The sequence below is a fragment of the Pantoea sp. CFCC18177 genome (genome assembly GCF_059412425.1).
Window position 1 is genome coordinate 51312 of the sequence record NZ_JBNBPL010000002.1, and the last position, 20626, is coordinate 71937.

At 52.9% G+C, this 20626-nt stretch carries 21 protein-coding genes and 1 tRNA gene; 13 read left to right on the forward strand and 9 right to left on the reverse strand.

All coding sequences use genetic code 11. The features are described 5' to 3' along the window. The first annotated feature begins 1 nt into the window (after position 1). The 3 genes from ACPUC8_RS02320 to yejF are packed head-to-tail and all read left to right on the forward strand — an operon-like array spanning position 2 to position 3702. Complete coding sequence (locus ACPUC8_RS02320) at positions 2 to 1093, forward strand: microcin C ABC transporter permease YejB (protein ID WP_283226432.1); 1092 nt, start codon at positions 2 to 4, stop codon at positions 1091 to 1093. Next, positions 1093 to 2115 (forward strand): ABC transporter permease, encoded by a 1023-nt coding sequence (locus ACPUC8_RS02325; RefSeq protein ID WP_494925523.1) that lies wholly within the window; start codon positions 1093 to 1095, stop codon positions 2113 to 2115. The genes ACPUC8_RS02320 and ACPUC8_RS02325 overlap by 1 nt, the downstream gene beginning before the upstream one ends. Next, positions 2116 to 3702 (forward strand): microcin C ABC transporter ATP-binding protein YejF, encoded by a 1587-nt coding sequence (yejF, locus tag ACPUC8_RS02330; protein WP_494925524.1) that lies wholly within the window; start codon positions 2116 to 2118, stop codon positions 3700 to 3702. Here the strand turns inward: yejF and ACPUC8_RS02335 are convergent. The 3 genes from ACPUC8_RS02335 to rsuA form a co-directional block, all read right to left on the reverse strand. Further along, entirely contained in the window at positions 3699 to 4025 is a 327-nt protein-coding gene (locus ACPUC8_RS02335; RefSeq protein WP_058969199.1) for a YejG family protein, read from the reverse strand. The genes yejF and ACPUC8_RS02335 overlap by 4 nt on opposite strands. A gap of 358 nt (positions 4026 to 4383) precedes the next feature. Next, positions 4384 to 5574: a Bcr/CflA family multidrug efflux MFS transporter gene (locus ACPUC8_RS02340; RefSeq protein ID WP_039333731.1), complete on the reverse strand. Its 1191-nt coding sequence runs from the start codon at positions 5572 to 5574 to the stop codon at positions 4384 to 4386. Positions 5575 to 5586: 12 nt separating this feature from the next. Continuing rightward, the gene (rsuA, locus tag ACPUC8_RS02345; RefSeq protein ID WP_494925525.1) at positions 5587 to 6309 is read right to left on the reverse strand and encodes a 16S rRNA pseudouridine(516) synthase RsuA; all 723 of its coding nucleotides are present in this window, start codon (positions 6307 to 6309) and stop codon (positions 5587 to 5589) included. A 165-nt stretch (positions 6310 to 6474) separates the two neighbouring features. Between rsuA and radD the strand changes: the two genes are divergently transcribed. Both radD and rplY read left to right on the forward strand, forming a co-directional pair. Further along, positions 6475 to 8229: a DNA repair helicase RadD gene (gene radD, locus ACPUC8_RS02350; RefSeq protein ID WP_039333720.1), complete on the forward strand. Its 1755-nt coding sequence runs from the start codon at positions 6475 to 6477 to the stop codon at positions 8227 to 8229. 130 nt (positions 8230 to 8359) lie between these two features. Further along, on the forward strand, positions 8360 to 8644 hold the full coding sequence (rplY, locus tag ACPUC8_RS02355) for a 50S ribosomal protein L25 (protein ID WP_039333718.1): 285 nt from the start codon (positions 8360 to 8362) through the stop codon (positions 8642 to 8644). A 57-nt stretch (positions 8645 to 8701) separates the two neighbouring features. Here the strand turns inward: rplY and yejK are convergent, their stop codons facing one another. After that, a complete protein-coding gene (gene yejK / locus ACPUC8_RS02360; protein ID WP_058969192.1) occupies positions 8702 to 9706 on the reverse strand; it encodes a nucleoid-associated protein YejK in 1005 nt (334 codons plus the stop codon). A gap of 158 nt (positions 9707 to 9864) precedes the next feature. Here yejK and ACPUC8_RS02365 point away from each other — a divergent pair, with 158 nt between their 5' ends. The 5 genes from ACPUC8_RS02365 to ACPUC8_RS02385 all read left to right on the forward strand — a co-directional run bounded on the left by ACPUC8_RS02365 (position 9865) and on the right by ACPUC8_RS02385 (position 13561). Beyond that, a complete protein-coding gene (locus ACPUC8_RS02365; RefSeq protein WP_034824987.1) occupies positions 9865 to 10092 on the forward strand; it encodes a YejL family protein in 228 nt (75 codons plus the stop codon). Between the two features lie 22 nt (positions 10093 to 10114). Further along, a complete protein-coding gene (yejM, locus tag ACPUC8_RS02370) occupies positions 10115 to 11869 on the forward strand; it encodes an LPS biosynthesis-modulating metalloenzyme YejM (RefSeq protein WP_494925526.1) in 1755 nt (584 codons plus the stop codon). A 72-nt stretch (positions 11870 to 11941) separates the two neighbouring features. Further along, positions 11942 to 12018 (forward strand) — tRNA-Pro (locus ACPUC8_RS02375). A 518-nt stretch (positions 12019 to 12536) separates the two neighbouring features. After that, positions 12537 to 12740 carry a hypothetical protein gene (locus ACPUC8_RS02380; RefSeq protein ID WP_039328329.1) on the forward strand — a complete coding sequence of 68 codons (204 nt, stop codon included), beginning with the start codon at positions 12537 to 12539 and terminating at the stop codon, positions 12738 to 12740. A 77-nt stretch (positions 12741 to 12817) separates the two neighbouring features. Continuing rightward, the gene (locus tag ACPUC8_RS02385; RefSeq protein WP_494925527.1) at positions 12818 to 13561 is read left to right on the forward strand and encodes a 4'-phosphopantetheinyl transferase family protein; all 744 of its coding nucleotides are present in this window, start codon (positions 12818 to 12820) and stop codon (positions 13559 to 13561) included. 136 nt (positions 13562 to 13697) lie between these two features. Here the strand turns inward: ACPUC8_RS02385 and ACPUC8_RS02390 are convergent, their stop codons facing one another. The 3 genes from ACPUC8_RS02390 to apbE form a co-directional block, all read right to left on the reverse strand. Then, positions 13698 to 15350, reverse strand: a complete 1653-nt coding sequence (locus ACPUC8_RS02390) for a multidrug ABC transporter permease/ATP-binding protein (protein WP_494925528.1) — start codon at positions 15348 to 15350, stop codon at positions 13698 to 13700. Positions 15351 to 15435: 85 nt separating this feature from the next. After that, positions 15436 to 16077: a DNA oxidative demethylase AlkB gene (gene alkB / locus ACPUC8_RS02395; RefSeq protein WP_039328332.1), complete on the reverse strand. Its 642-nt coding sequence runs from the start codon at positions 16075 to 16077 to the stop codon at positions 15436 to 15438. Between the two features lie 15 nt (positions 16078 to 16092). Beyond that, complete coding sequence (gene apbE, locus ACPUC8_RS02400) at positions 16093 to 17130, reverse strand: FAD:protein FMN transferase ApbE (protein WP_494925529.1); 1038 nt, start codon at positions 17128 to 17130, stop codon at positions 16093 to 16095. 141 nt (positions 17131 to 17271) lie between these two features. Between apbE and ACPUC8_RS02405 the strand changes: the two genes are divergently transcribed. Continuing rightward, on the forward strand, positions 17272 to 17388 hold the full coding sequence (locus tag ACPUC8_RS02405; RefSeq protein WP_231568828.1) for a response regulator: 117 nt from the start codon (positions 17272 to 17274) through the stop codon (positions 17386 to 17388). A gap of 146 nt (positions 17389 to 17534) precedes the next feature. Further along, entirely contained in the window at positions 17535 to 17687 is a 153-nt protein-coding gene (locus ACPUC8_RS02410; protein WP_494925530.1) for a hypothetical protein, read from the forward strand. A gap of 3 nt (positions 17688 to 17690) precedes the next feature. Here ACPUC8_RS02410 and ACPUC8_RS02415 read toward each other — a convergent pair whose 3' ends face one another. Further along, the gene (locus ACPUC8_RS02415) at positions 17691 to 18146 is read right to left on the reverse strand and encodes a nuclear transport factor 2 family protein (RefSeq protein ID WP_039328336.1); all 456 of its coding nucleotides are present in this window, start codon (positions 18144 to 18146) and stop codon (positions 17691 to 17693) included. Positions 18147 to 18239: 93 nt separating this feature from the next. Between ACPUC8_RS02415 and ACPUC8_RS02420 the strand changes: the two genes are divergently transcribed. Then, positions 18240 to 18800 carry a TetR/AcrR family transcriptional regulator gene (locus ACPUC8_RS02420; protein ID WP_494925531.1) on the forward strand — a complete coding sequence of 187 codons (561 nt, stop codon included), beginning with the start codon at positions 18240 to 18242 and terminating at the stop codon, positions 18798 to 18800. Positions 18801 to 18927: 127 nt separating this feature from the next. Here the strand turns inward: ACPUC8_RS02420 and ompC are convergent, their stop codons facing one another. Next, on the reverse strand, positions 18928 to 20028 hold the full coding sequence (gene ompC, locus ACPUC8_RS02425) for a porin OmpC (RefSeq protein ID WP_039328339.1): 1101 nt from the start codon (positions 20026 to 20028) through the stop codon (positions 18928 to 18930). Positions 20029 to 20626 lie beyond the last annotated feature (598 nt).

Sequence of the window (20626 nt, forward strand, 5' to 3'; positions counted from 1 at the left end):
TTTGGGTTCCTATTTCCTACGCAGGTTGCTGCTGATAATCCCCACGCTATGGGCGATCATCACCCTGAACTTTTTTATCGTGCAGATTGCGCCAGGCGGTCCAGTTGACCAGGCGCTGGCCAACGCGCAGTTTGGTCACAGCACTGGGTTTTCCGCCTCCGGCGGTGCCGACAGCGGCGGGCGTGGTGCATTAGTGCGAGATAACCCCGGCGACAGCCAATATCGCGGCGCGCGCGGGCTCGATCCTGAAGTGATCGCGGAAATCAAACATCGCTACGGCTTTGATAAACCCCTGCTGCAGCGCTACGGCGAGATGCTGTGGAATTACCTGCGTTTTGATTTCGGCGACAGCCTGTTCCGCAGTGCTTCGGTGCTGCAACTGATCAAAGAGAGTTTGCCGGTTTCCATCAGCCTCGGTCTGTGGAGCACACTGATCATCTATCTGGTGTCTATCCCGCTTGGCATCAAAAAAGCGGTGCGCAACGGCAGCGCTTTCGACATCTGGAGCAGCACCTTCATTATCATTGGCTACTCCATTCCCGCCTTCCTGTTTGGCATCATGCTGATTGTGCTGTTTGCCGGTGGCAGCTATTTAGACTGGTTCCCGCTGCGTGGCCTGACGTCACCCCAATTCGATACCCTGCCCTGGTACGGTAAAGTCGGTGATTATCTGTGGCACATCACGCTGCCAGTATTGGCAACGGTGATTGGTGGCTTTGCCACGCTGACCATGTTGACCAAAAACTCCTTCCTCGATGAGATCCGCAAGCAGTATGTCGTGACAGCACGAGCGAAAGGAGTGGATGAGAAACGCATCCTGTATGGACATGTCTTCCGCAACGCCATGCTGTTGGTCATTGCTGGTTTTCCCGCCACCTTTATCAGCATGTTTTTCACCAGTTCCGTGCTGATTGAGGTGATGTTCTCGCTGAATGGATTAGGTCTGCTGGGCTACGACGCCACCATTCAGCGCGACTATCCGGTGATGTTTGGCACGTTGTATATCTTTACGCTGATTGGGTTGCTGATGAATATTCTCAGCGACCTGACTTACACGCTGGTCGATCCGCGCATCGATTTTGAGGGACGGTGATGGCCATATCGCTTATTAACCAACAGCGCTGGCAGCGCTTTCGTCACAACCGCCGTGGCTACTGGTCGTTGTGGATTTTTCTGGTGATTTTCGTGCTGTCGCTGGGTGCGGAGTTACTGGCCAACGACAAACCTTTGATCGTGCACTATCAGCAGCGCTGGTATATGCCACTGCTGTTTAACTACAGTGAAAGTGATTTTGGCGGTGACTTTGCGACGCCCGCAGATTATCAAGACCCCTGGCTCAAGCAGCGGATTGACCGCCAGGGTTGGGCACTGTGGGCGCCGATTCGCTTTAGTGACAGCACCATCAATTTCGCCACCGATGTGCCCTTCCCTTCTCCGCCATCGAAACAGAACTGGCTCGGCACCGATGCCAACGGCGGTGATGTGCTGGCACGTCTGCTCTACGGTACACGCGTATCCTTGCTATTCGGTATTCTGCTGACGCTGTTTTCCAGTGTGATTGGCATTGTGGTCGGTGCGGTGCAGGGTTACTTCGGCGGCCGCGTTGATTTAGTGGGGCAGCGTCTGATTGAAGTCTGGTCCGGTATGCCCTCTCTATTCCTGCTCATTTTGCTCTCCAGCGTCATCCAGCCCGGTTTCTGGTGGCTGTTGCTGGTGACAGTGATCTTTGGCTGGATGAGCCTGGTCAGCGTGGTACGCGCGGAATTTCTACGCACGCGTAACTTTGATTACATTCGTGCCGCGCAGGCGCTGGGGGTCAGCGATGGACGCATCATGCTGCGGCATATGTTGCCCAATGCGATGGTGGCCACGCTGACTTTCCTGCCCTTTATTTTGTGTGGTTCGATCACCACGCTGACATCCCTGGATTTCCTCGGTTTTGGCCTTCCGGTGGGATCACCGTCGTTGGGTGAGCTGTTACTGCAAGGCAAAAATAATCTGCAAGCACCCTGGCTGGGGCTTTCTGGCTTCTTCGCACTCGCCCTGCTGCTATCACTGCTGATCTTTATAGGTGAAGCGGTACGCGATGCCTTTGATCCAAGTCGGGGACGTTAAATGAGCTTACTGACCGTTAATCATCTGGCCGTGGCGTTTAATCAACGCCGCGTGGTGGAAGATATCTCACTGCACATTGATGCAGGTGAAACCCTGGCATTGGTCGGCGAATCAGGATCGGGCAAAAGCGTGACTGCCCTGTCGATCATGCGCTTGTTACCTCAGCCACCCGTGACCTATCCGCAGGGCGAAGTTGTGTTCAATGGACAGAACATCCTGCAGGCCAGTGAACGCGAGATGCGCGGCTTGCGTGGCAACCAAATGGCGATGATTTTCCAGGAGCCGATGGTCTCGCTTAACCCGCTGCATAACGTTGAGAAACAGCTGTATGAGGTGCTGTCTCAGCATCGGGGAATGCGCAAAGAGGCCGCGCGCGGTGAAATTCTCAGTTGCCTGGATCGCGTGGGGATTCGCCAGGCCGCGTCTCGGCTGCAGGATTTCCCCCATCAACTCTCTGGTGGCGAACGTCAGCGCGTGATGATCGCCATGGCGCTGCTGATGCAGCCCAAGTTGCTGATTGCCGATGAACCCACCACCGCGCTCGACGTCACGGTACAGGCGCAGATTCTGCAACTGCTGCGAGAACTGCAGCGGGAGCTGAATATGGGCATGCTGTTTATCACCCATAATCTGAATATTGTGCGCCAGTTGGCGCATCGTGTGACGGTGATGCGCAATGGGCGAGAAGTCGAACACAACCGCTGCGACGCGCTTTTCAGCCTGCCGACTCATCCTTATACCCGCGAACTCTTGGCTGCCGAACCCGATGGTCAACCGGTTCCCCTCAGGAATCCGCAACCGCTGTTGCAGGTTAAAAATCTGCATGTGGGCTTTCCCATTCGCCGCGGATTGTTCAAGCGGGCAGTGGCGGAAAAGACGGCGCTACAGGATTTGAGCTTCACGCTTCGCCGGGGTGAAAGCCTCGGCCTGGTCGGTGAATCAGGCTCCGGCAAAAGTACCACTGGCCTGGCACTGCTGCGTTTGATCGCCGCCCGCGGCGAGATTTGGTTTGACGATCAGCCTCTGCATACGCTGACGCGCAAGCAACTGATGCCGCTGCGCCCGAAGATTCAGGTGGTGTTTCAGGATCCGAACTCTTCACTGAATCCACGCATGACGGTGCAGCAGGTGATTGCCGAAGGGTTGGCCGTCCATCGACCAGAGCTGAGTGCTGCCGAACAGGAAGCGAAAGTGATTGCGGTGATGGAGGAAGTGGGACTGGATGCCGAAAGCCGTTCGCGCTATCCCGCAGAGTTTTCCGGCGGCCAGCGCCAGCGTATCGCGATTGCGCGCGCGCTAATTTTAGAGCCACAGTTGATCGTACTGGATGAACCCACTTCATCACTCGATCGCTCAGTGCAGAAGCAAATTCTCACACTGCTACGTCGTTTGCAGCAACAGCATCAGCTGGCCTATCTGTTTATCAGCCATGATTTGCAGGTGGTGCGAGCACTCTGTCACCAGTTGATCGTGTTGCGTCAGGGAGAGGTGGTGGAACAGGGAGAATGCGAGGCACTGTTTAGCGCGCCAGCCACCGATTATACCCGTCAGTTGCTGGCTTCAGCGCAAGGTCAGCCCTTGAGTTAATGACCTTCAAAAGTTTCAGCTATCGCAACGCCCTGATTTTTCAGGCAGCAGTTGGTGGCGCTTTCATCACCGCGCTGAATCAGCAGACACGGCTGCCCTTCACACCTGGCAATTTTGCATTCCACCTGAATCTGCGCCAGTGTTTCTTGCAACTGGTGTAGAATCTCCAGCGCGGGATGGCCATCATGGCTGAGCAGGCGGAGTACCACTAAATCTTCATCGTGCACACCGTTTGCCGCTTCCTGACACTCAATTTCACCCGCATGATCTGATGACCAGCGATAGTGTTGCGGTAAGCGATGCATAACCGAAAGTTGTAGCATAAGTACGGTCCCCAGAGACGTTAACTCTTATTCACGACGACGGCGGTAACGCGTGAATCCTTTCCTGGTTAGCTCAGAATACGGACGTCAAGGTTTGCCTTCTCGTTTTAAGCACAAAGCATGTAGCAAAGTTATTATTTGCGAGTCTTCTCGCATTTATGCCTATGTGTACCCTGTTCGGCGGCAGTTAACAATCATTTTAGACGCAATGTCGTTACTTTTTTATCTCTTAATTTTCACATTATGGAAACATTAAGCATAACGAATATGTGGGGATTCGCGAATTTGCGGGGAGTGTTGTGTTTGAAGATGTCAGTCATAAATCAGTAGCGGAGCAATTTATTGCGCCGCTACAAGATTATGCGTGGCGTGGACGTGAGGCGTAACTGAACAGCACGATGGACACCGTAGCGCACAGCGCAATGGTTGCCACCATCGGCCAGGCACTGTTAATACTGACCAGTGACAGCAGTGCACCCACCAGAGCACCTACGCCGAAGCGTAATGTGCCGGCCAGCGAAGAGGCCGTGCCCGCCATATGCGGGAACTCATCCAGTATTACCGCCATGGCATTGGACGAAACGGTCGAGACACAACCGATAAACATCGCGACGCCCAGCACCAGTGACAGGAAGCCCAGATCCAGCGCGCTGGAAATTAACAGCCAGATACCCATGGCGAACTGAATGATCAGACCAATACGGAACATCGCCAGCGGCCCAAAACGACGCACGGCACGGCTGTTAATCAAGGTCATCACAAACAAGAACACCACATTAAGGCCAAAGTAGTAGCCGAAGTTCTGTGGCGAGACGTGATTCACTTCGATGTAAACAAAGGGTCCGGCATTGAGAAAGGTAAACAGTCCGGCAAAGGAGAAGCCGCTTGCCAGCATGTAACTGAACGCGCGCTTATGCCGGAACAGTGCCACAAAGTTGCTCAGGGTAGTACGTAAATGAAAACGCTGCCGCTGCTCGGGTTTCAGAGTTTCACGGATCTGCGTGACCACCAGCACCGTGGTGATCAAAGCAGCGACCGATAATGTCCAGAAAATGGCATGCCAGTTCCACAGCAGCAGCAGCCAGCCGCCAATAATCGGGGCCAGCAGCGGTGCAATGGTGGTCACTAGCATCACGAAGGACATCATGCGTGAGAAGTCCTCTTTCGAGTAGCTATCTCGCATCAGGGCATTAATCACCACGCTGGCCGCTGCCGCCGAGAGACCGTGCAGGAAGCGCATAAAGATCAGTTGATCGATAGATTGTGACAGCGCGCAGGCGGCGGCTGCGCAGGCAAAGATCAATGTGCCCAGCACAATCACCGGTTTACGTCCGTAGCTGTCCGCCAGTGGGCCATAAACTAACTGACCAATGGCGAAACCAAGGATGTAAAGGTTGAGCGTCATCTGCACGCTGCCCGCAGAAACGGCAAACTCACGTGCAATTTGCGGCATCGCTGGCAGATACATATCAATGGACAGTGGCATCAGCATCGCCAGCAATCCCAGAATCACAACTAAACCTATCGGTGAATTCTTTTCCTTACGCACCGCTTTCTCCCGCTATTTGCGTTTTTTTAGTTCTTCTGGCAGTCCGATGCTGTCGATCTCTTCGATGGTGAGTTCACGGTATTCGCCTTCACCGAGTTCCTCATCCAGCACGATGTCACCAATACTTTCGCGATGCAGCGCGGATACGTGATTGCCCATGGCTGCGAACATGCGTTTCACCTGGTGATAACGCCCTTCGCTGATGGTTAAGCGTGCCGCTTTTTCATCGAGAATTTCGAGCACAGCCGGTTTAGTCAGCTCACGCTCATTGTGCAGTTGAATACCCGCCGCGAACTTCTCAATCAGCGAAGGATTGATCGGCTCTTCCACTTCCACCAGATAGGTTTTTTCCAGATGATGGCGCGGAGACGTGATACGGTGCGACCATTGGCCATCGTCGGTCAGCAGTACTAAACCGGTGGTATCAATATCTAATCGACCCGCTGCATGCAGCTTGAACGCCGCCGGTTCTTCAATAAAGAACAGCACGGTAGGATGATCGGGATCGTCAGTGGAACAGACATAACCCTGCGGCTTGTTCAGCATGAAATAACGGGGACCTTGCTGCACCACCAGCGGAGTGCCGTCATATTCGATTTCGTCGTCTGGCTGCACTTTGTAAGCCGCATCACGTACAACTTCGCCGTTGATGGTGACTTTTTTGGCGCGGATTTCGCGGCCAGCGATAGCACGGCTGACTTCCAGTTGCTGAGATATGAATTTTTCGAGTCGCATGAATTCGTTTTGCCTGTTACTGCGGAGGGAAACTGAAACGGCGTTTTGTCCGTTAAAAAAGTGGGGTCAGTATAGCTTGATCCTTCGCCTGCTAACAGTAGCGATCCTGTGTTTCAGATGCTTTCATGGCATAATACGCCCCCGTTCCAGAAAAAGTTTGCCCCGATGTCTTTCACCCTGCGCCCGTACCAGCAAGAAGCCGTTGACGCCACCCTGCAACACTTCCGCCGTCACCCTACGCCAGCGGTGATTGTGTTGCCGACCGGCGCCGGTAAAAGTTTGGTCATTGCTGAACTGTCACGCGTGGCGCGCGGTCGGGTGCTGGTGTTGGCCCATGTCAAAGAGTTAGTCGAACAAAACCACAGCAAATATCAGGCTTACGGTTTGCAGGCGGATATTTTCGCTGCCGGTTTGCAGCGCAAGCAAAGCGAGAGCAAGGTGGTGTTCGGCAGCGTGCAATCGGTGGCGCGTAATCTTGACCGTTTTGACAGCGCCTTTTCGCTGGTGATCGTCGATGAGTGCCATCGCATTAGTGACAATGAAGAAAGCCAGTACCAGCAGTTGTTTGCCCATTTGCGCCAGCATAATCCACAACTGCGCCTGTTGGGTCTCACTGCCACCCCTTTCCGCCTCGGAAAAGGCTGGATTTATCAGTTTCATTACCACGGTATGGTGCGTGGCGACCAGCAGGCACTGTTCCGTGACTGCATTTATGAACTGCCGCTGCGTTATATGATCAAACACGGCTTCCTTGTCCCGCCCGAACGACTGGATATGCCGGTGGTGCAGTACGATTTCAGCCGCCTGATCCCGCAAAATAATGGCTTATTCAGTGAAGCCGACCTCAATCGCGAGTTGAAGCAACAAAACCGTGTGACCCCGCATATCATCCGCCAGATTGTTGAATTCGCAGACGACCGGCGTGGTGTGATGGTGTTCGCGGCGACGGTGGAACATGCGCGCGAAATTCTGTCGCTGCTGCCAGAAAACAGTGCGCTGGTATCGGCAGAAACGGTGGTCAAAGAGCGCGATCGCATTATTAACGCTTTTAAAGCGCAGCAGCTGAAGTTTCTGGTGAATGTCGCGGTGCTGACTACCGGTTTTGATGCACCGCACGTGGATTTGATCGCCATTTTGCGCCCGACCGAATCCGTCAGCCTCTATCAGCAAATTGTTGGGCGCGGCCTGCGCCTGTCACCGGGTAAAACAGATTGCCTGATTCTGGATTATGCCGGCAATCCGCACGACCTTTTCACCCCTGAAGTCGGCACGCCAAAAGGTGCCAGCGACAATCAACCGGTACAGGTATTCTGCCCTTCCTGCGGATTCGCCAATACTTTCTGGGGAAAAGCCACCGAGGATGGCCATGTCATCGAACATTTTGGTCGCCGCTGTCAGGGTGTGCTGGAGGATGACGAGGGAAACCGTGAGCAGTGTGATTACCGTTTTCGTTTTAAAAGCTGCCCGGATTGCGGAGCAGAGAATGATATTGCCGCCCGCCGCTGCCATCAGTGTGACCGCATCATGGTGGATCCCGACGATATGCTCAAAGCGGCATTAAAACTGAAAGATGCCCGTGTATTGCGCTGTGGTGGCATGGCGCTGGAACAAGGCCGCGACGAGAAAGGGGAATGGCTTAAAGCCACCTATTTCGATGAGGATGGCACCAGCGTTAGCGAACGATTTCGTCTGCAAACGCCAGCACAACGTAAAGCCTTTGAGCAATTGTTTATGCGCCCACATCAGCGCGCGCCAGGCGTTGAGTTGGGCTGGCAAACCGCTGCCGATGTCATCGCTTTACAACCTCTTTTGCGTCATCCCGATTTTGTGGTGGCGCGCGCCAAAGGCCATTTTTGGCAAATTCGCGAAAAGATGTTTGATTATCAGGGCCGCTATCGCCGTGCCAATGAATTGCGTTAAGCGGCAGAATCATTTGCCCCGCCCTCTGAATATGGCTATAATCCCGCCCGCTTTTGCATCCGTAAAAGCATTTGAATAACCGTCCTGTTGCTGGGTCGCCTGTAGCAGGAACTATTGAAGAGATACAAGAATGACCACTTTCAACGCTGAAGTACGTAAAGAGCAGGGTAAGGGTGCGAGCCGCCGTCTGCGTGTAGCAAATAAATTCCCAGCCATCATCTATGGCGGAAACGAAGCACCAGTTGCTATCGAACTGGACCACGACGTTGTGATGAACCTGCAGGCTAAGCCTGAGTTCTACACCGACGTGCTGACCATCGTTGTTGATGGTAAAGAAATCAAAGTTAAAGCTCAGGCGGTGCAACGTCACCCGTTCAAGCCAAAACTGCACCACATCGACTTCGTTCGCGCTTAATCGCCAACGAGTTGAAAAGAGAACGCCGCATCTGCGGCGTTTTTTTTATGTCAAAATTCAGTTGCCGCCGGTTCGACGCTGCAACTGATCGCGCAGATTCGGCGGCGTACCTTTGATGGTCAAGGTATCGGTAGCGGGATCCCAGAAAATGCGCTCACCCAGCAGCATCGCATCAAAATTCAGGGTCATGCCCCCGCCGCTCCCGGCAAATTTGGTGAGCTGACGCAGTGTGCTGCGGTCCGCCGGGAAGTGTTCCTCCAACTCGTAACCTTGTTCCTGCGTAAAGGCCTGGAAGGTTTTCTCGCCCAATGGCGGAAGTTCACTGGAAAGATCCTCCAGCGCGATCTCTTCACCCGCCTGCAATTGATCGTTGCAGTAGCTGTAAACCTGCTGACGATAATTCTGGCGTTCGTTTTTATCGAGATTCGACTCCGCACAGTAATCATCCACCGCCTGCAGTAAACCGCGGTTTTGCGCTTTCGTATCAAGACCGACACTGGCGCCGAGGAAATCCATGAAGAAGTCTGCCACTTTGCGCCCCACGCGGCCGCGCAGGAAAGTCAGATAGCGCGTCGATTCAGGATTGGTTTCCCATTCAGTGAGATCGATACGTGCCACAATGTCAGCGTGATTGATGTCGAGATAATGGGTGCTGCTGATATCCAACTGCTCGTTCACACGCATGCTCGACTGGCTGCTCAACATCGCCACCAGTAGATACTCCACCGCCAGATAGCGATAGTGTAAAAACAGCACCACACCACTTTCGGCAAACGGATACTTGCCCAGTTCGTCACGCAGACGACCGGTCGCCGCGCGGCTGAAAGCCAGAAAGTCATCTTCCCCTTTGCGGCAGTTGCGCAGCGCATCGGCTAACTCACTCTCTTCGTTGAACAAGCCATAGGCTTTACTCTTCGCGCTGTAAACCCGGTGCAACTCTTCCGCCATCTCTTCCACCGCACGGGTCGTCGGCAGCAAGGTATCGCGCAGGACCAGCTCCAGCTGGTTTTCATCACGTTTAACTAACTGATGCAGGGCAATCTGGTCGATATCCAGACTCATGGTAGACTCTCCTTTAGGCTCAGCCGCGTATTCAAACACCGCCTGCCGCTGCTTTCAACTGCACGCACAAACTGATCGTTCTGCTTGCGATAAAATTGCGGAAAAAAGTGCGTTGTTACGGTAATATACCGCCTTTTCACACTTGATTAGTCGACGATATGCCACAATCATCCCGTTACAGCGACGAGCGCGTAGAGAAGCTTCTCGCGCAGATGGCGCAGATTCTTGAAAAAGACAAAGCGCCAACCGACCTTTCCCTGATGGTTTTAGGGAACATGGTAACTAACTTGATCAACACCAGTGTCTCTCCGGCGCAGCGCCGTAGCCTGGCGAAATCATTCGCGGAAGCGTTGCAGTCTTCCGTACGCGATGACAACGCCCATTAAATTGCAGATCTGACTTCATAATATGGTAACCAACCGGCAGCGCTACCGCGAAAAAGTCTCCCAGATGATTAGCTGGGGGCACTGGTTTGCGCTTTTTAATATCATCTTTGCGCTGATTTTAGGTAGCCGCTATCTGTTGGTCGCTGACTGGCCCGCTTCGCTCGCGGGTCGCATCTATGCGTATACCAGTTGGATTGGCCACTTTAGCTTTATCGTGTTCGCCGGTTACCTGCTGGTTATTTTTCCGCTGACCTTTGTGGTCATGTCTCAACGCTTACTCAGGGTGCTATCAGCGATTATCGCCACCGCTGGGCTGACGTTGATCATGGTCGACAGCGCGGTGTTTAACCGCTTCCACCTGCACCTTAATCCGGTGGTGTGGGAGTTGGTTATCAACCCCGACCAAAGTGAAATGGCGCGTGACTGGCAGCTGATGTTCATTAGCGTGCCGCTGATTTTCCTGGTGGAGATGTTGTTCGCCACCTGGAGTTGGCAGAAGCTGCGCAGTCTTAATCGCCGCTCGTTCGGTAAGCCGTTGGCTGCGCTGTTTATTTCTGCCTTTTTTGCCAGCCACTTGATGTATATTTGGGCCGATGCGAACTTCTATCGCCCGATCACCATGCAGCGTGCCAATCTGCCACTCTCCTACCCCATGACAGCACGACGTTTTCTGGAGCGTCATGGCTTGCTGGATGCGCAAGAGTATCAGCGCCGCCTGGTACAACAAGGCGATCCTGAAGCGCTGTCAGTGCAGTATCCACTCAGTGACATTACCTTCCGCGATGGCGGCACACGCCACAACCTGCTGTTGCTGACAGTTGATGGTTTGAGTAATGAAAACCTGGATAAATCGCTGCCTTCGCTAAACCAATTCGCCAGCGACAATGTCCGGTTCACCCAACATTACAGTGCCGGGTTGCAGCCAGAAAAAGGTCTGTTCGGTTTGTTCTATGGCATCTCGTCCAGCTATATGGATGGCGTACTGGCGGCACGAATGCCTTCGGCGCTGCTCAGTGCCTTGAACTCTCAAGGCTACCAGTTTGGCCTGTTCTCGTCTGATGGCTTCAGCCAACCGCTGTATCGCCAGGCCCTGTTAGCCGATTACAGCCTGCCGGATGCCGATACTCAGCCGAACAGCAGCACCGTTAACCAGTGGCAAAACTGGCTGAACGGCCAAAAAGGCAATGGCTCTCCGTGGTTCTCATGGATTGCCTTAAACGGCGTGACGGTAAATGGTGACAGTGCCAAAGTGCGCCAGCGCAGTTATCTGCGCCAGGCTGCGGGCGTTGATGAACAGATCGCCGCAGTATTGCAGACATTGCAACAGCGCGACTTGCTGAAAAATACCGTGGTGGTGGTGACGGCACAGCGAGCGGTGACGTTGAATGGCAATGATGACAATCCTGGCAATCGTGCAACGCTTCAAGTACCTCTGGTGGTGCACTGGCCAAATACGCCTGCGCAGACCATTGATCGTCTGACCGATCAGCAGGATGTGATGACCACGCTGATGCAGCGTCTGCTGCATGTGCGCACTAACCCGGCGAACTATTCACAGGGTGAAGATCTGTTCGCTGCCCAGCGTAGTCACAATTGGGTGGCGAGCAGCGAAGATGGCAGACTGGTGGTCACCACACCAACAGTGACGCTGGTGCTGAATAACAATGGCAGTTACAGCGCCTATGATGCACAAGGCAAACCGTTGAAAGATCATAAGCCGCAACTGGCTCTGCTGTTGCAGGTGTTAACGGAAGAGAAGCGTTTCACGGCAAACTGATTAAATATGAGGCAGTTAAAACCTGCGCATATTGCATTCGGTAGTGGAACCAGTAGACTACTGCCTCACGTTCGGCACGTAGCGCAGCCTGGTAGCGCACGGTCATGGGGTGTCCGGGGTCGGAGGTTCAAATCCTCTCGTGCCGACCAAAATCCCAAAAAAGCAGCCTATATGGCTGCTTTTTTTTTCTTAAATTTCCCTTTTGGCTGCCTGGTGTTGTAAAGGCACCACTTTCCTTAAGCACGATGGGGCTGCTTTTAGCCGTAATGCTCGTCAGTTAAGAACTCTGGTTGCTTATTGATTAGTGGCCTTTTGTTCCAGTGCGGGCTCTGCCGCCACTACTGCCCCCTCTGGGCCGTCCTCGCGCCGCTAAAGCGGTACCTTCGACTTCCACGTCGTGCCAGACGGCGTTATCGTCAGCCGCTTAACAGACATTCATTATGGTCTCTAAGCCGCTCTTTCCCGCTAGTAGGCGCGCCCTACAAAGTGAGAATGTCCTGTTTGTCTGCTGTTCTTTATTACTGACACTCAATCACTTCCCGAAAGCAACCAAAACGAAGCGGGATCACATTTCTCATCAAATATGACAGCATTTCACCTAATTGAAACAAAACTGTCATACAGTTTAATTACTCTTATCCTTCCTGTTTTTCGATGGACAATGATTATGGTCATCAAGGCAAAAAACCTGCAGGATGCGGAAGAACTCCTGCACTCAGGTATCAATAAAGTTGAACTGGCTTACGATATTGGCAGCGACGATTTCTTCCGTCTGGCCTCTCAGTGGTGTGAGCGCGGTGCGCGCATCACGAAAGGCAATCAGCACTTTGTGGTGCAGATCAAAGGCATGTCGATTCCGCCAAACCGTTAAAAGTCGGCAGTCCCTTTGACTTGCTCTCCTCGCAGCTGACTGGTAAAACTACGTTTTTCCGTCGGCTGTGATGCTTTATGTTTGCTTCTGAAACCCCACTTGCATTGCCCTCTCCCCCGTTTATCACCGCGGCTGCCATCCAGGCGGAAAAAGTGTCGATCGCCTGGTGTCAGTTTGATCAGCTCGCATGGCATAAAGACCTACATCAGCAATGGCAATTGCCGCTGCCGGTATCCCTTGAGAGTGCGGTAACCAAACGCAAAGCTGAGCATCTGGCAAGCCGCTGGCTGGCACAGCAGATGCTGGCACGCTTTGCGCTGCCGGATTTTGTGCTGCGCAATGCGCCCGACCGATCCCCAGTCTGGCCTGCGGGTGTTCAGGCATCGTTATCCCACTCTCAGCAGATGGCAGTTATCGCCGTGACGCAGGCACCGCTGTGTATTGGCGTGGATGTGGAACAGGTGATGGCGGAACAAACTGCGCTGGAGACGGTGGATTTACTGATGAGTGACAAAGAGCGCAGGTTGCTGGAAACACTGCCGCTGCCCTTTGCAGTTGCCGCGACCCTGCTGTTTTCAATGAAAGAGAGCCTGTACAAAGCGCTCTGGCCGCAATTGCATCAGCCTATGGAGTTCCTGCAAGCTGAGCTGGTTAATCTGGATATGTCGCAAGCGCAGGCAACGCTGCTCCTGACGCAAGACTTCTCCGCAGACTTTACCGCGCATACTCCTTTTCAGGCCCAGTTCTGGCTGCGTGATGATCGCATCATTACGCTGGTCAGCCACCCGCTACCAGACAATAAAAAACCGGCTCAGAAATAAACCCGAGCCGGTGACAACACAAGACGACAGAAGTGTTCCAGGGAGACAGAGACGAGGAATCTCTGTTGGAATTCACCTTACCCGTCAGACAACACTTTGCCCAATAAGGCTTTTCGCTAAGCTATCCCGCGTGGCGTTAATGGCCGGTGTCGGTGCGTTTAACCGCATCCAGTGTTGCCATTTCGCGCTCGTTGCCGGTCAGTTCGCTTAACTGGCCTTCACGCATCTCCAGTAAACGATCGGCATGAATGAAGTAGTGATCATCATGGCTGATAGCAAACACGGTTTTGCCTGACGCCTGCAACCACGGCAGTAATTCACGGTAGAAGATGCGGCGGAAGTGCGGATCCTGATCCGCGGCCCATTCATCAAGCAGCAAGATGTCACGCTCTTCTGCCGCCGCTAACAGCAGTGCAAGGCGTTTACTCTGTCCTTTAGACAGTTGCAGATTGAGTACCTTATTCCCCTGCAACTTCAGTTTGTCTTGCATCTTCAGGCGTTCAAGCCACTGCTGCACCAGCGCCGGATTGGCAGGCTGACCACCGTGGCTGATAAGACGATCAAACAGATGCACATCCGTAAACACCGCGGAGAAGTGTTTGCGATAAGCATCAAGATTATGCCAATCCACCTCTTTCCCATCCAGCAACAGGCTGCCGGACTGCGGCTGATACAGGCCGGTCAGTAGCATGGCCAGCGTCGATTTTCCGCTGCCGTTACCACCAATCAGAAACACCAGCTCACCCCGACGCAGCGTCAGATTAATCGGCCCCACCTGGAAACCGTGCTCGCCATAATGGAAGCAGACATCACGCAACTCCAGGGTTTGCCAGTCACGGGTTTGCGGCAGCGACTGGAACTGAGCATCGTAAGGCGCAAGGTCGAAGCTATTGATTTTGCGGTACGCCACTTGGGCGCTCAACAGGGTTGGCAAGGCCCCAACGGCCGCCAGCAACGGAGTGCGTAAGAACAGCAAGGTTAATGAGTAAGTTGCTGCGACCGCCGTGTTCGCCCAGCCCAGCCCATTCGCCATAAAGAACACAATGCCGATCGCACCCAGCATCATGATATTTGACCAGTTAACCGCACTCAGATGGTAGGTATCGGCACGCACAATATGATGGCGATAACCCTTAGCATTTTCCTGATAAACCGTGTCATAAATCAGCTGCGCACGTTCGCGGTTAAGCTGCAGTTCTTTACGCCCTTCGATGATGGTCTGGAAATCGCGGTACAGGTCATCCTCAATTTCACGCAGCTTAGCCATGTGCTGATAAACACGCGACACCAGCAACCAGCCGCCCACCAGCGTCACCACCAGCCACAGCGAGGTGATCATCAGCATTTTGGGCGAAAGCCACGCCATATAGAGTGCAGAACCCAGGGTGATAATGATGCCCTGAATCAATTCAGGCAGCCGGACAAAGGCGATGGTGATGGCGCGGACATCGCTGGTGAGGCCGGCCAGCAAATGCGCGTTGCCAATCTGTTCAATACGCTCGATACGGGTATCCAGAATACGCTTGATGAATTCGCCACGCAGACGCCAGACAAAATGATGCCCCAGTAAGGTCAGCGCCAGCTGCGAGCCCAGCGTCACGGCCATGAGCAAAAACAGCTGGCCAAGGAAGCTCGGCAACACCGCAATGGAGGTATTCACCGCGACGATCAGCTCGTTATTGATATAGGCGATCAGCCCGATGCCCAGTGCAGCACTTAACAGGGTGAGAAGAATGACACCAATAAAAGGCCAGCGATACTGGCGATAAACCACATGCAGCAATGCCATTAACAGATTCCGGAGGTCAATAAAGCAGCCTGCAGTTTAATGGCGCATCAGTTGATAGCAAGAATAATTCTCATCCCACAGCCGGTTAATGGGCGCGGCGGAAAGTCAGGTTGTAACGGAAGGCGCCCGCATCAGGATGAATGCCCGGTTTAAGCGGTAAAATACCGTGATAGCGCAAGCGTGAGGGTCCGCCCCACACCACGATATCGCCATGTTCCAGCAGGACACGTTGCGTGGCATCGCCGCGCTCAAAACCACCAAACTGAAACACGGCGGGCAATCCTAATGAGACGGAAACGATCGGCTGGCGCAGGTCCTTCTCATCTTTATCCTGATGCAACGTCAGCTTTGCCCCGGGTTCGTAGCGATTGATCAGGCAAGCGTCCGGGTTAAAGTCGGCAAAACCGGCCTCGCGCGCGGTCTGCTGTGCAAGTTGCAGGAACAGCGCAGGCATCGGCGGCCATTTGTGACCACTGCTGTTGTCCTGCTCAGTGTATTGGTAGCCGCGCGAATCGCTCGACCAGCCTAAATTCCCACAGTTGGTCATCGCCACCGACATACGGTGACCACCCGGCGTGATGCGATGGGCAAACGGGTTCTGTTCAGCGATGCTATGGATTGCATCCAATAGCGCATTGGCCTCATCGCGTGCGCGGCGGCGCAAAATCACCGCGCCTTCCGCCAGCGGCTCCTGCCAGGGAGCCTCTTCACTAAACAGATCCAACATATGCGCCTCCCAGGCTTACTTGTCTTCCTGATCGATCAGGAACGATTTAAATTGCGGCGACATCCAGTGCGTAAACCCCTCGCCCTGTTTGGTGATGAGGTACACCGCCAGATGCTCTTTTAAAGCTAATGCTTTAGCCCGTTCTGTACCCAGCACCATTAAACCGGTATCCCAGCCGTCGGCTTCCAGCGCGGTGGTGGCTATCACCGTTGCCGAGACCAGTTTATGGTCGATTGGACGCCCTGTCGCGGGGTCGATCACGTGGGAAATTCGTTTTCCATCCAGTTCATAATAGTTGCGATAGCTCCCCGAGGTGCTGATACCGTGCCCTTGCAAATCCACACGCGCTTCCACTGCATTTTCCCGATCGGTGGGTTTCTGGATAGCCACACGCCAAGGCTGATTGCTGGCATTTAAGCCGCGACTGAGTACTGCGCCCCCCACTGAGACCAAATAATGGGTGATGCCCTGTTGTTCCATCAGCCGGGCCAGGTGATCGGTGGCATACCCTTCCCCCATGGTCGAGAGATCCACATAAAGCGTAGGCAGATCTTTTTGCAGCCACTGCCCATCAACCGTCTGGATAACGTGCAGGTGTTGCAGGCCCGTCTGCGCTTTGGCAGCGTTAATCTCCGCGTCCGTTGGGGTATGCGCAGGCTGTTTTACTGGCCCAAAGCCCCACAAATTCACCAACGGCCCAACGGTGATATCCATCGCGCCGCTAGTCTTCTTTCCGATGCGCAACGCTTCAACCACAATATCTGCCATATCAGGACTGATCGGTTGGGGGTCGCTACCTTGATATTGGTTAAAGCGCGACAGCACTGAATCTTTTTTCCATGTTGAAAGCGCGTGGTCATCCTGATCTAACTGCTGCTGAATAACCTGCTGCAATGCGTCTTTACGTTGAGGTTCGACGCCTGCCAGACTGACACGCCATACCGTGCCCATGGTTTTACCTTCCAGCACCATTGCCGAACGCGTTGGTGCTTGGTCGCAGCCACTCAGGCCAACTGCTAATGCACTAATCAGCAGAATATTCTTAAAGTACATCCATACCTCATCTGTAACGCATTCATTCACCCTGTTTCAAAGCATAAACAACTTGTAAAACAGGCTAAAGCTGCTTGATGTTAAACCAAAGCTGACTCAGGATATCTCGTTCCCGCACGACAACGAATAAAGGAACGCCAGATGATGATTTATATGATTGTTGCCGTATCCGCCGGCCTGTTTATTTTTGGGGCTTATCGCTGCTGGCAAACTTATCGCCATCGCCTTATCCAGCACTACCCCTCCCGTCGGCGTTAAATTTTTGCACCACTAACTATCATTCTGCACCGCGTCAGCGCTGGCGCACTATAGCAAACCCGCGAAGAGCCGCGTGGCGCTGAGAGCGGTGATCTGGCATGAATTCTGCACTGTTGAGACTGGGTTGAACATCAGCGAGGTGCGGAATGGAAAAGAACAAAACAGAACAGAAATGGCAGCAATGGCTGCGTTTCTCAGCGTTTACGCTAGCAGGCGTAGCGATGGAAGGTAGCGCGCCGGCGCTCAGCATGCCGGCGCAATCCGCGCCCAAAGCGAAGAAATGGCGATCGATGCAGTAACGCCTACAACCCCAAATCACTCAAGCCCGGATGATCGTCCGGGCGTCTTCCCACAGGCCAGTGAAACAGGCGTTGCTCTGGCTTGATCGGGAGATCATTAATGCAGGCGAAACGCTGAATCATCAAACCATCTGCTCCAAAATGCCAGTTCTCATTACCGTAACTGCGGAACCAGTTGCCGCTGTCATCGTGCCACTCATAGGCAAAGCGCACCGCCAGTTTGTCTTCATGCCACGCCCACAACTCCTTGATCAGGCGATACTCTAACTCTTTCGCCCACTTCCGCTGCAGAAATGACACGACTTCAGCGCGACCGTTAACGAATTCGCTGCGGTTACGCCACCGCGTATCTTCACTGTATACCTGCGACACACGCTGTGCATCGCAGCTGTTCCAGGCGTCTTCTGCCATACGCACTTTTTGCAGCGCAGTTTGTTGATTGAATGGGGGCACCAGCATGATTTTCTCCTCTGCATGTAGACAGGTCTGTCTACTTGATTCATCCTGCCGTATGTAGACAATTCTGTCTACCTGTAAGATCGGAAAATTTATATGCTTGCTCCGTTAGAACTTGATGCCAGCACCACCGCCCGTGAACGGATTCTTCTCAGCGCTCAGCAATTATTTTATCAACAGGGCATCCGTGCCACCGGCGTGGATAAGGTGATTGCTGCAGCTGGCGTGACGAAAGTGACTTTTTATCGCCACTTCCCGGCGAAGAATGCGCTCATTGTGGCGTTTTTGCAGTTACGTCATCAGCGCTGGATGTCAGCATTTAGAATGTCTCTGACGCAGGATAACGACCTGATTAGCGCCCTGCCCGCGACCTTACTGAGTTGGTTTAATGACGCGGATTACCGTGGCTGCGCCTTTATTAATACGGCAGCAGAGTTGGGGAATTCGCTTGAAGAAGCCAGCATGCTGATTCGTCAGCATAAACAAGACATGGCGCAGGCGATTGCAGAGAGGCTGACGCCTGATCAGCAGTGCAAAACCGCGCAGATTGTGCTGCTGGTCGAAGGTGCTATCGTTCAGGTGCAGATTGGAGAAGATGCGGCAACGATTGTTGGGGTATTAAAAGAGGCTTTGGCGCAGTTGCTTGGTTCAGCGTAGCGGTGTCATTGGGTACACCGCTACGGTTAAATTGTAGGGGCGTGCCTTGGCGCGCCCGATGGCGAAATGGGCGGCCTGAAGGCCGCACCCTACAATGACTTACCAAACGGTAGCTTCAGAGCGGGTATTAGAACTGGTAAACCAGACCCAGCGCCACAATGTCGTCAGTGTTGATGCCAGCCGCATTGGTGAAGTTGTTGTCGTCCAGCAGGTTGATCTGGTAATCAACATAGGTCGACATGTTTTTGTTGAAGTAGTAGGTTGCGCCCACATCAACATATTTTTTCAGGTTCTGATCGCCATAGTTCTCTACGTTGCCGCGAGAAGAGATGAACGCCAGAGATGGACGCAGACCGAAGTCGAACTGGTACTGAGCAACCAATTCCCAGTTATCAGCGGTATCAGCGTAGCCGTAAGCGGTGCCATCGCTTGAACCGAAGCGAGTTGCGTTGTTGGTACGGGTGTACATTGCCGCCAGGTAAATATTGTTGGCGTCATATTTCAAGCCGCCGGTGTAGGCTGCCGCTTTATCACCACGTCCCAGGATAGCGCCGGTGTTCTGGTTGTTAGTACGGTCAGACTGGAACATCGCCGCACCAATACCAAAACCCGCACCCAGATCATAAGTGGTGCTCAGGCCGTAACCATCACCGTTCTCACCCAGCACGTCACGACCGGTGGTCGATTCGGTTGGGTTGTCATTTTTGCCTTGATACTGGACTGCGAAGTTCCAACCGTCCACCAGACCAAAGAAGTTGGAGTTACGGTAGGTCGCCATGCCGTTACCGCGCTGGAACATGAACTGGTCCGCGCCGTAAGTATCACCACCAAACTCTGGCAATACGTCAGTCCAGCCTGCAACGTCATAGATTACGCCGTAGTTACGGCCGTAGTCGAAGGATCCAGCATCGCCGAATTTCACACCAGCAAAGCCGACACGGGTAAAGCTGTTAGCGGTACCTTCAGCTTCAGAGGTGTTCAGGGCTGCCTGGTATTCCCACTGGCCATAGCCAGTGATTTGATCAGAAACCTGGGTTTCACCTTTGAAACCAAAACGCAGGTAAGACTGGTCACCATCTGAGCCAGAGTTGTCAGAGAAATAGTGCAGACCATCGACTTTGCCGTAGAGGTCTAATTTGTTGCCATCTTTGTTATAAATTTCAGCTGCGCTTGCTGATCCTGCAACCAGCAATGCAGGGATCATCAGGGAGATAACGCGACGTTTCATTTTATTACCCTCTGTAATGTGCCTTTATTTATGCCACTGCGAACTGAACGATTAAAAATTCAGCCGGCAAGCCATTGTTATTTTATACGAGGCAATAATCTATCACGAAAATGATACTAAATTTCCAAAAGTGTTTCATTGTATTTAATAGTTATTTCTAAATGTAAATAGCGGGGAACTTATAAGCAGCACAGATCAACAAAAAATAGAGCACACATTGATAAACCAATTTTTAGGCATTTAAAAACAATAACTTAAACACGCAAACCCCTCCGCACTGAATGATAAAACAAATGGCTACTCAGCGCATACAATTACTCCCGCTATCATCATTTATTTCATTATCACCTTCATTCACCCCGAATGAGTTGTTTTACCCTAATTCCCGCCGGACATGATTGTCCGGCTTTTTTTTGCCTGCCATTCTTCGCTCAAAATTAATACCACGTAAAGATAGTTTACTACCTTAAATTAAGATCCCTTCCGCTACACATTATTTGTTAATTTTAGCACCTTTTGTTAAATAGTTAGCAATGAAACTGCAATGTTAATTTTTCCACACAACAAAGTTCGCTTAAATATTACCCGGCCTAAGAGG

What these genes read in the sequence shown, in the direction of transcription:
- ACPUC8_RS02325 (WP_494925523.1), top strand. Translation starts at nt 1,093, where the DNA reads ATGGCCATATCGCTTATTAACCAACAGCGCTGGCAGCGCTTTCGTCAC.
- yejF (WP_494925524.1), top strand. Translation starts at nt 2,116, where the DNA reads ATGAGCTTACTGACCGTTAATCATCTGGCCGTGGCGTTTAATCAACGC.
- ACPUC8_RS02335 (WP_058969199.1), bottom strand. Translation starts at nt 4,025, where the DNA reads ATGCTACAACTTTCGGTTATGCATCGCTTACCGCAACACTATCGCTGG.
- rsuA (WP_494925525.1), bottom strand. Translation starts at nt 6,309, where the DNA reads ATGCGACTCGAAAAATTCATATCTCAGCAACTGGAAGTCAGCCGTGCT.
- radD (WP_039333720.1), top strand. Translation starts at nt 6,475, where the DNA reads ATGTCTTTCACCCTGCGCCCGTACCAGCAAGAAGCCGTTGACGCCACC.
- rplY (WP_039333718.1), top strand. Translation starts at nt 8,360, where the DNA reads ATGACCACTTTCAACGCTGAAGTACGTAAAGAGCAGGGTAAGGGTGCG.
- yejK (WP_058969192.1), bottom strand. Translation starts at nt 9,706, where the DNA reads ATGAGTCTGGATATCGACCAGATTGCCCTGCATCAGTTAGTTAAACGT.
- ACPUC8_RS02365 (WP_034824987.1), top strand. Translation starts at nt 9,865, where the DNA reads ATGCCACAATCATCCCGTTACAGCGACGAGCGCGTAGAGAAGCTTCTC.
- yejM (WP_494925526.1), top strand. Translation starts at nt 10,115, where the DNA reads ATGGTAACCAACCGGCAGCGCTACCGCGAAAAAGTCTCCCAGATGATT.
- ACPUC8_RS02380 (WP_039328329.1), top strand. Translation starts at nt 12,537, where the DNA reads ATGGTCATCAAGGCAAAAAACCTGCAGGATGCGGAAGAACTCCTGCAC.
- ACPUC8_RS02385 (WP_494925527.1), top strand. Translation starts at nt 12,818, where the DNA reads ATGTTTGCTTCTGAAACCCCACTTGCATTGCCCTCTCCCCCGTTTATC.
- ACPUC8_RS02390 (WP_494925528.1), bottom strand. Translation starts at nt 15,350, where the DNA reads ATGGCATTGCTGCATGTGGTTTATCGCCAGTATCGCTGGCCTTTTATT.
- alkB (WP_039328332.1), bottom strand. Translation starts at nt 16,077, where the DNA reads ATGTTGGATCTGTTTAGTGAAGAGGCTCCCTGGCAGGAGCCGCTGGCG.
- apbE (WP_494925529.1), bottom strand. Translation starts at nt 17,130, where the DNA reads ATGTACTTTAAGAATATTCTGCTGATTAGTGCATTAGCAGTTGGCCTG.
- ACPUC8_RS02405 (WP_231568828.1), top strand. Translation starts at nt 17,272, where the DNA reads ATGATGATTTATATGATTGTTGCCGTATCCGCCGGCCTGTTTATTTTT.
- ACPUC8_RS02410 (WP_494925530.1), top strand. Translation starts at nt 17,535, where the DNA reads ATGGAAAAGAACAAAACAGAACAGAAATGGCAGCAATGGCTGCGTTTC.
- ACPUC8_RS02415 (WP_039328336.1), bottom strand. Translation starts at nt 18,146, where the DNA reads ATGCTGGTGCCCCCATTCAATCAACAAACTGCGCTGCAAAAAGTGCGT.
- ACPUC8_RS02420 (WP_494925531.1), top strand. Translation starts at nt 18,240, where the DNA reads ATGCTTGCTCCGTTAGAACTTGATGCCAGCACCACCGCCCGTGAACGG.
- ompC (WP_039328339.1), bottom strand. Translation starts at nt 20,028, where the DNA reads ATGAAACGTCGCGTTATCTCCCTGATGATCCCTGCATTGCTGGTTGCA.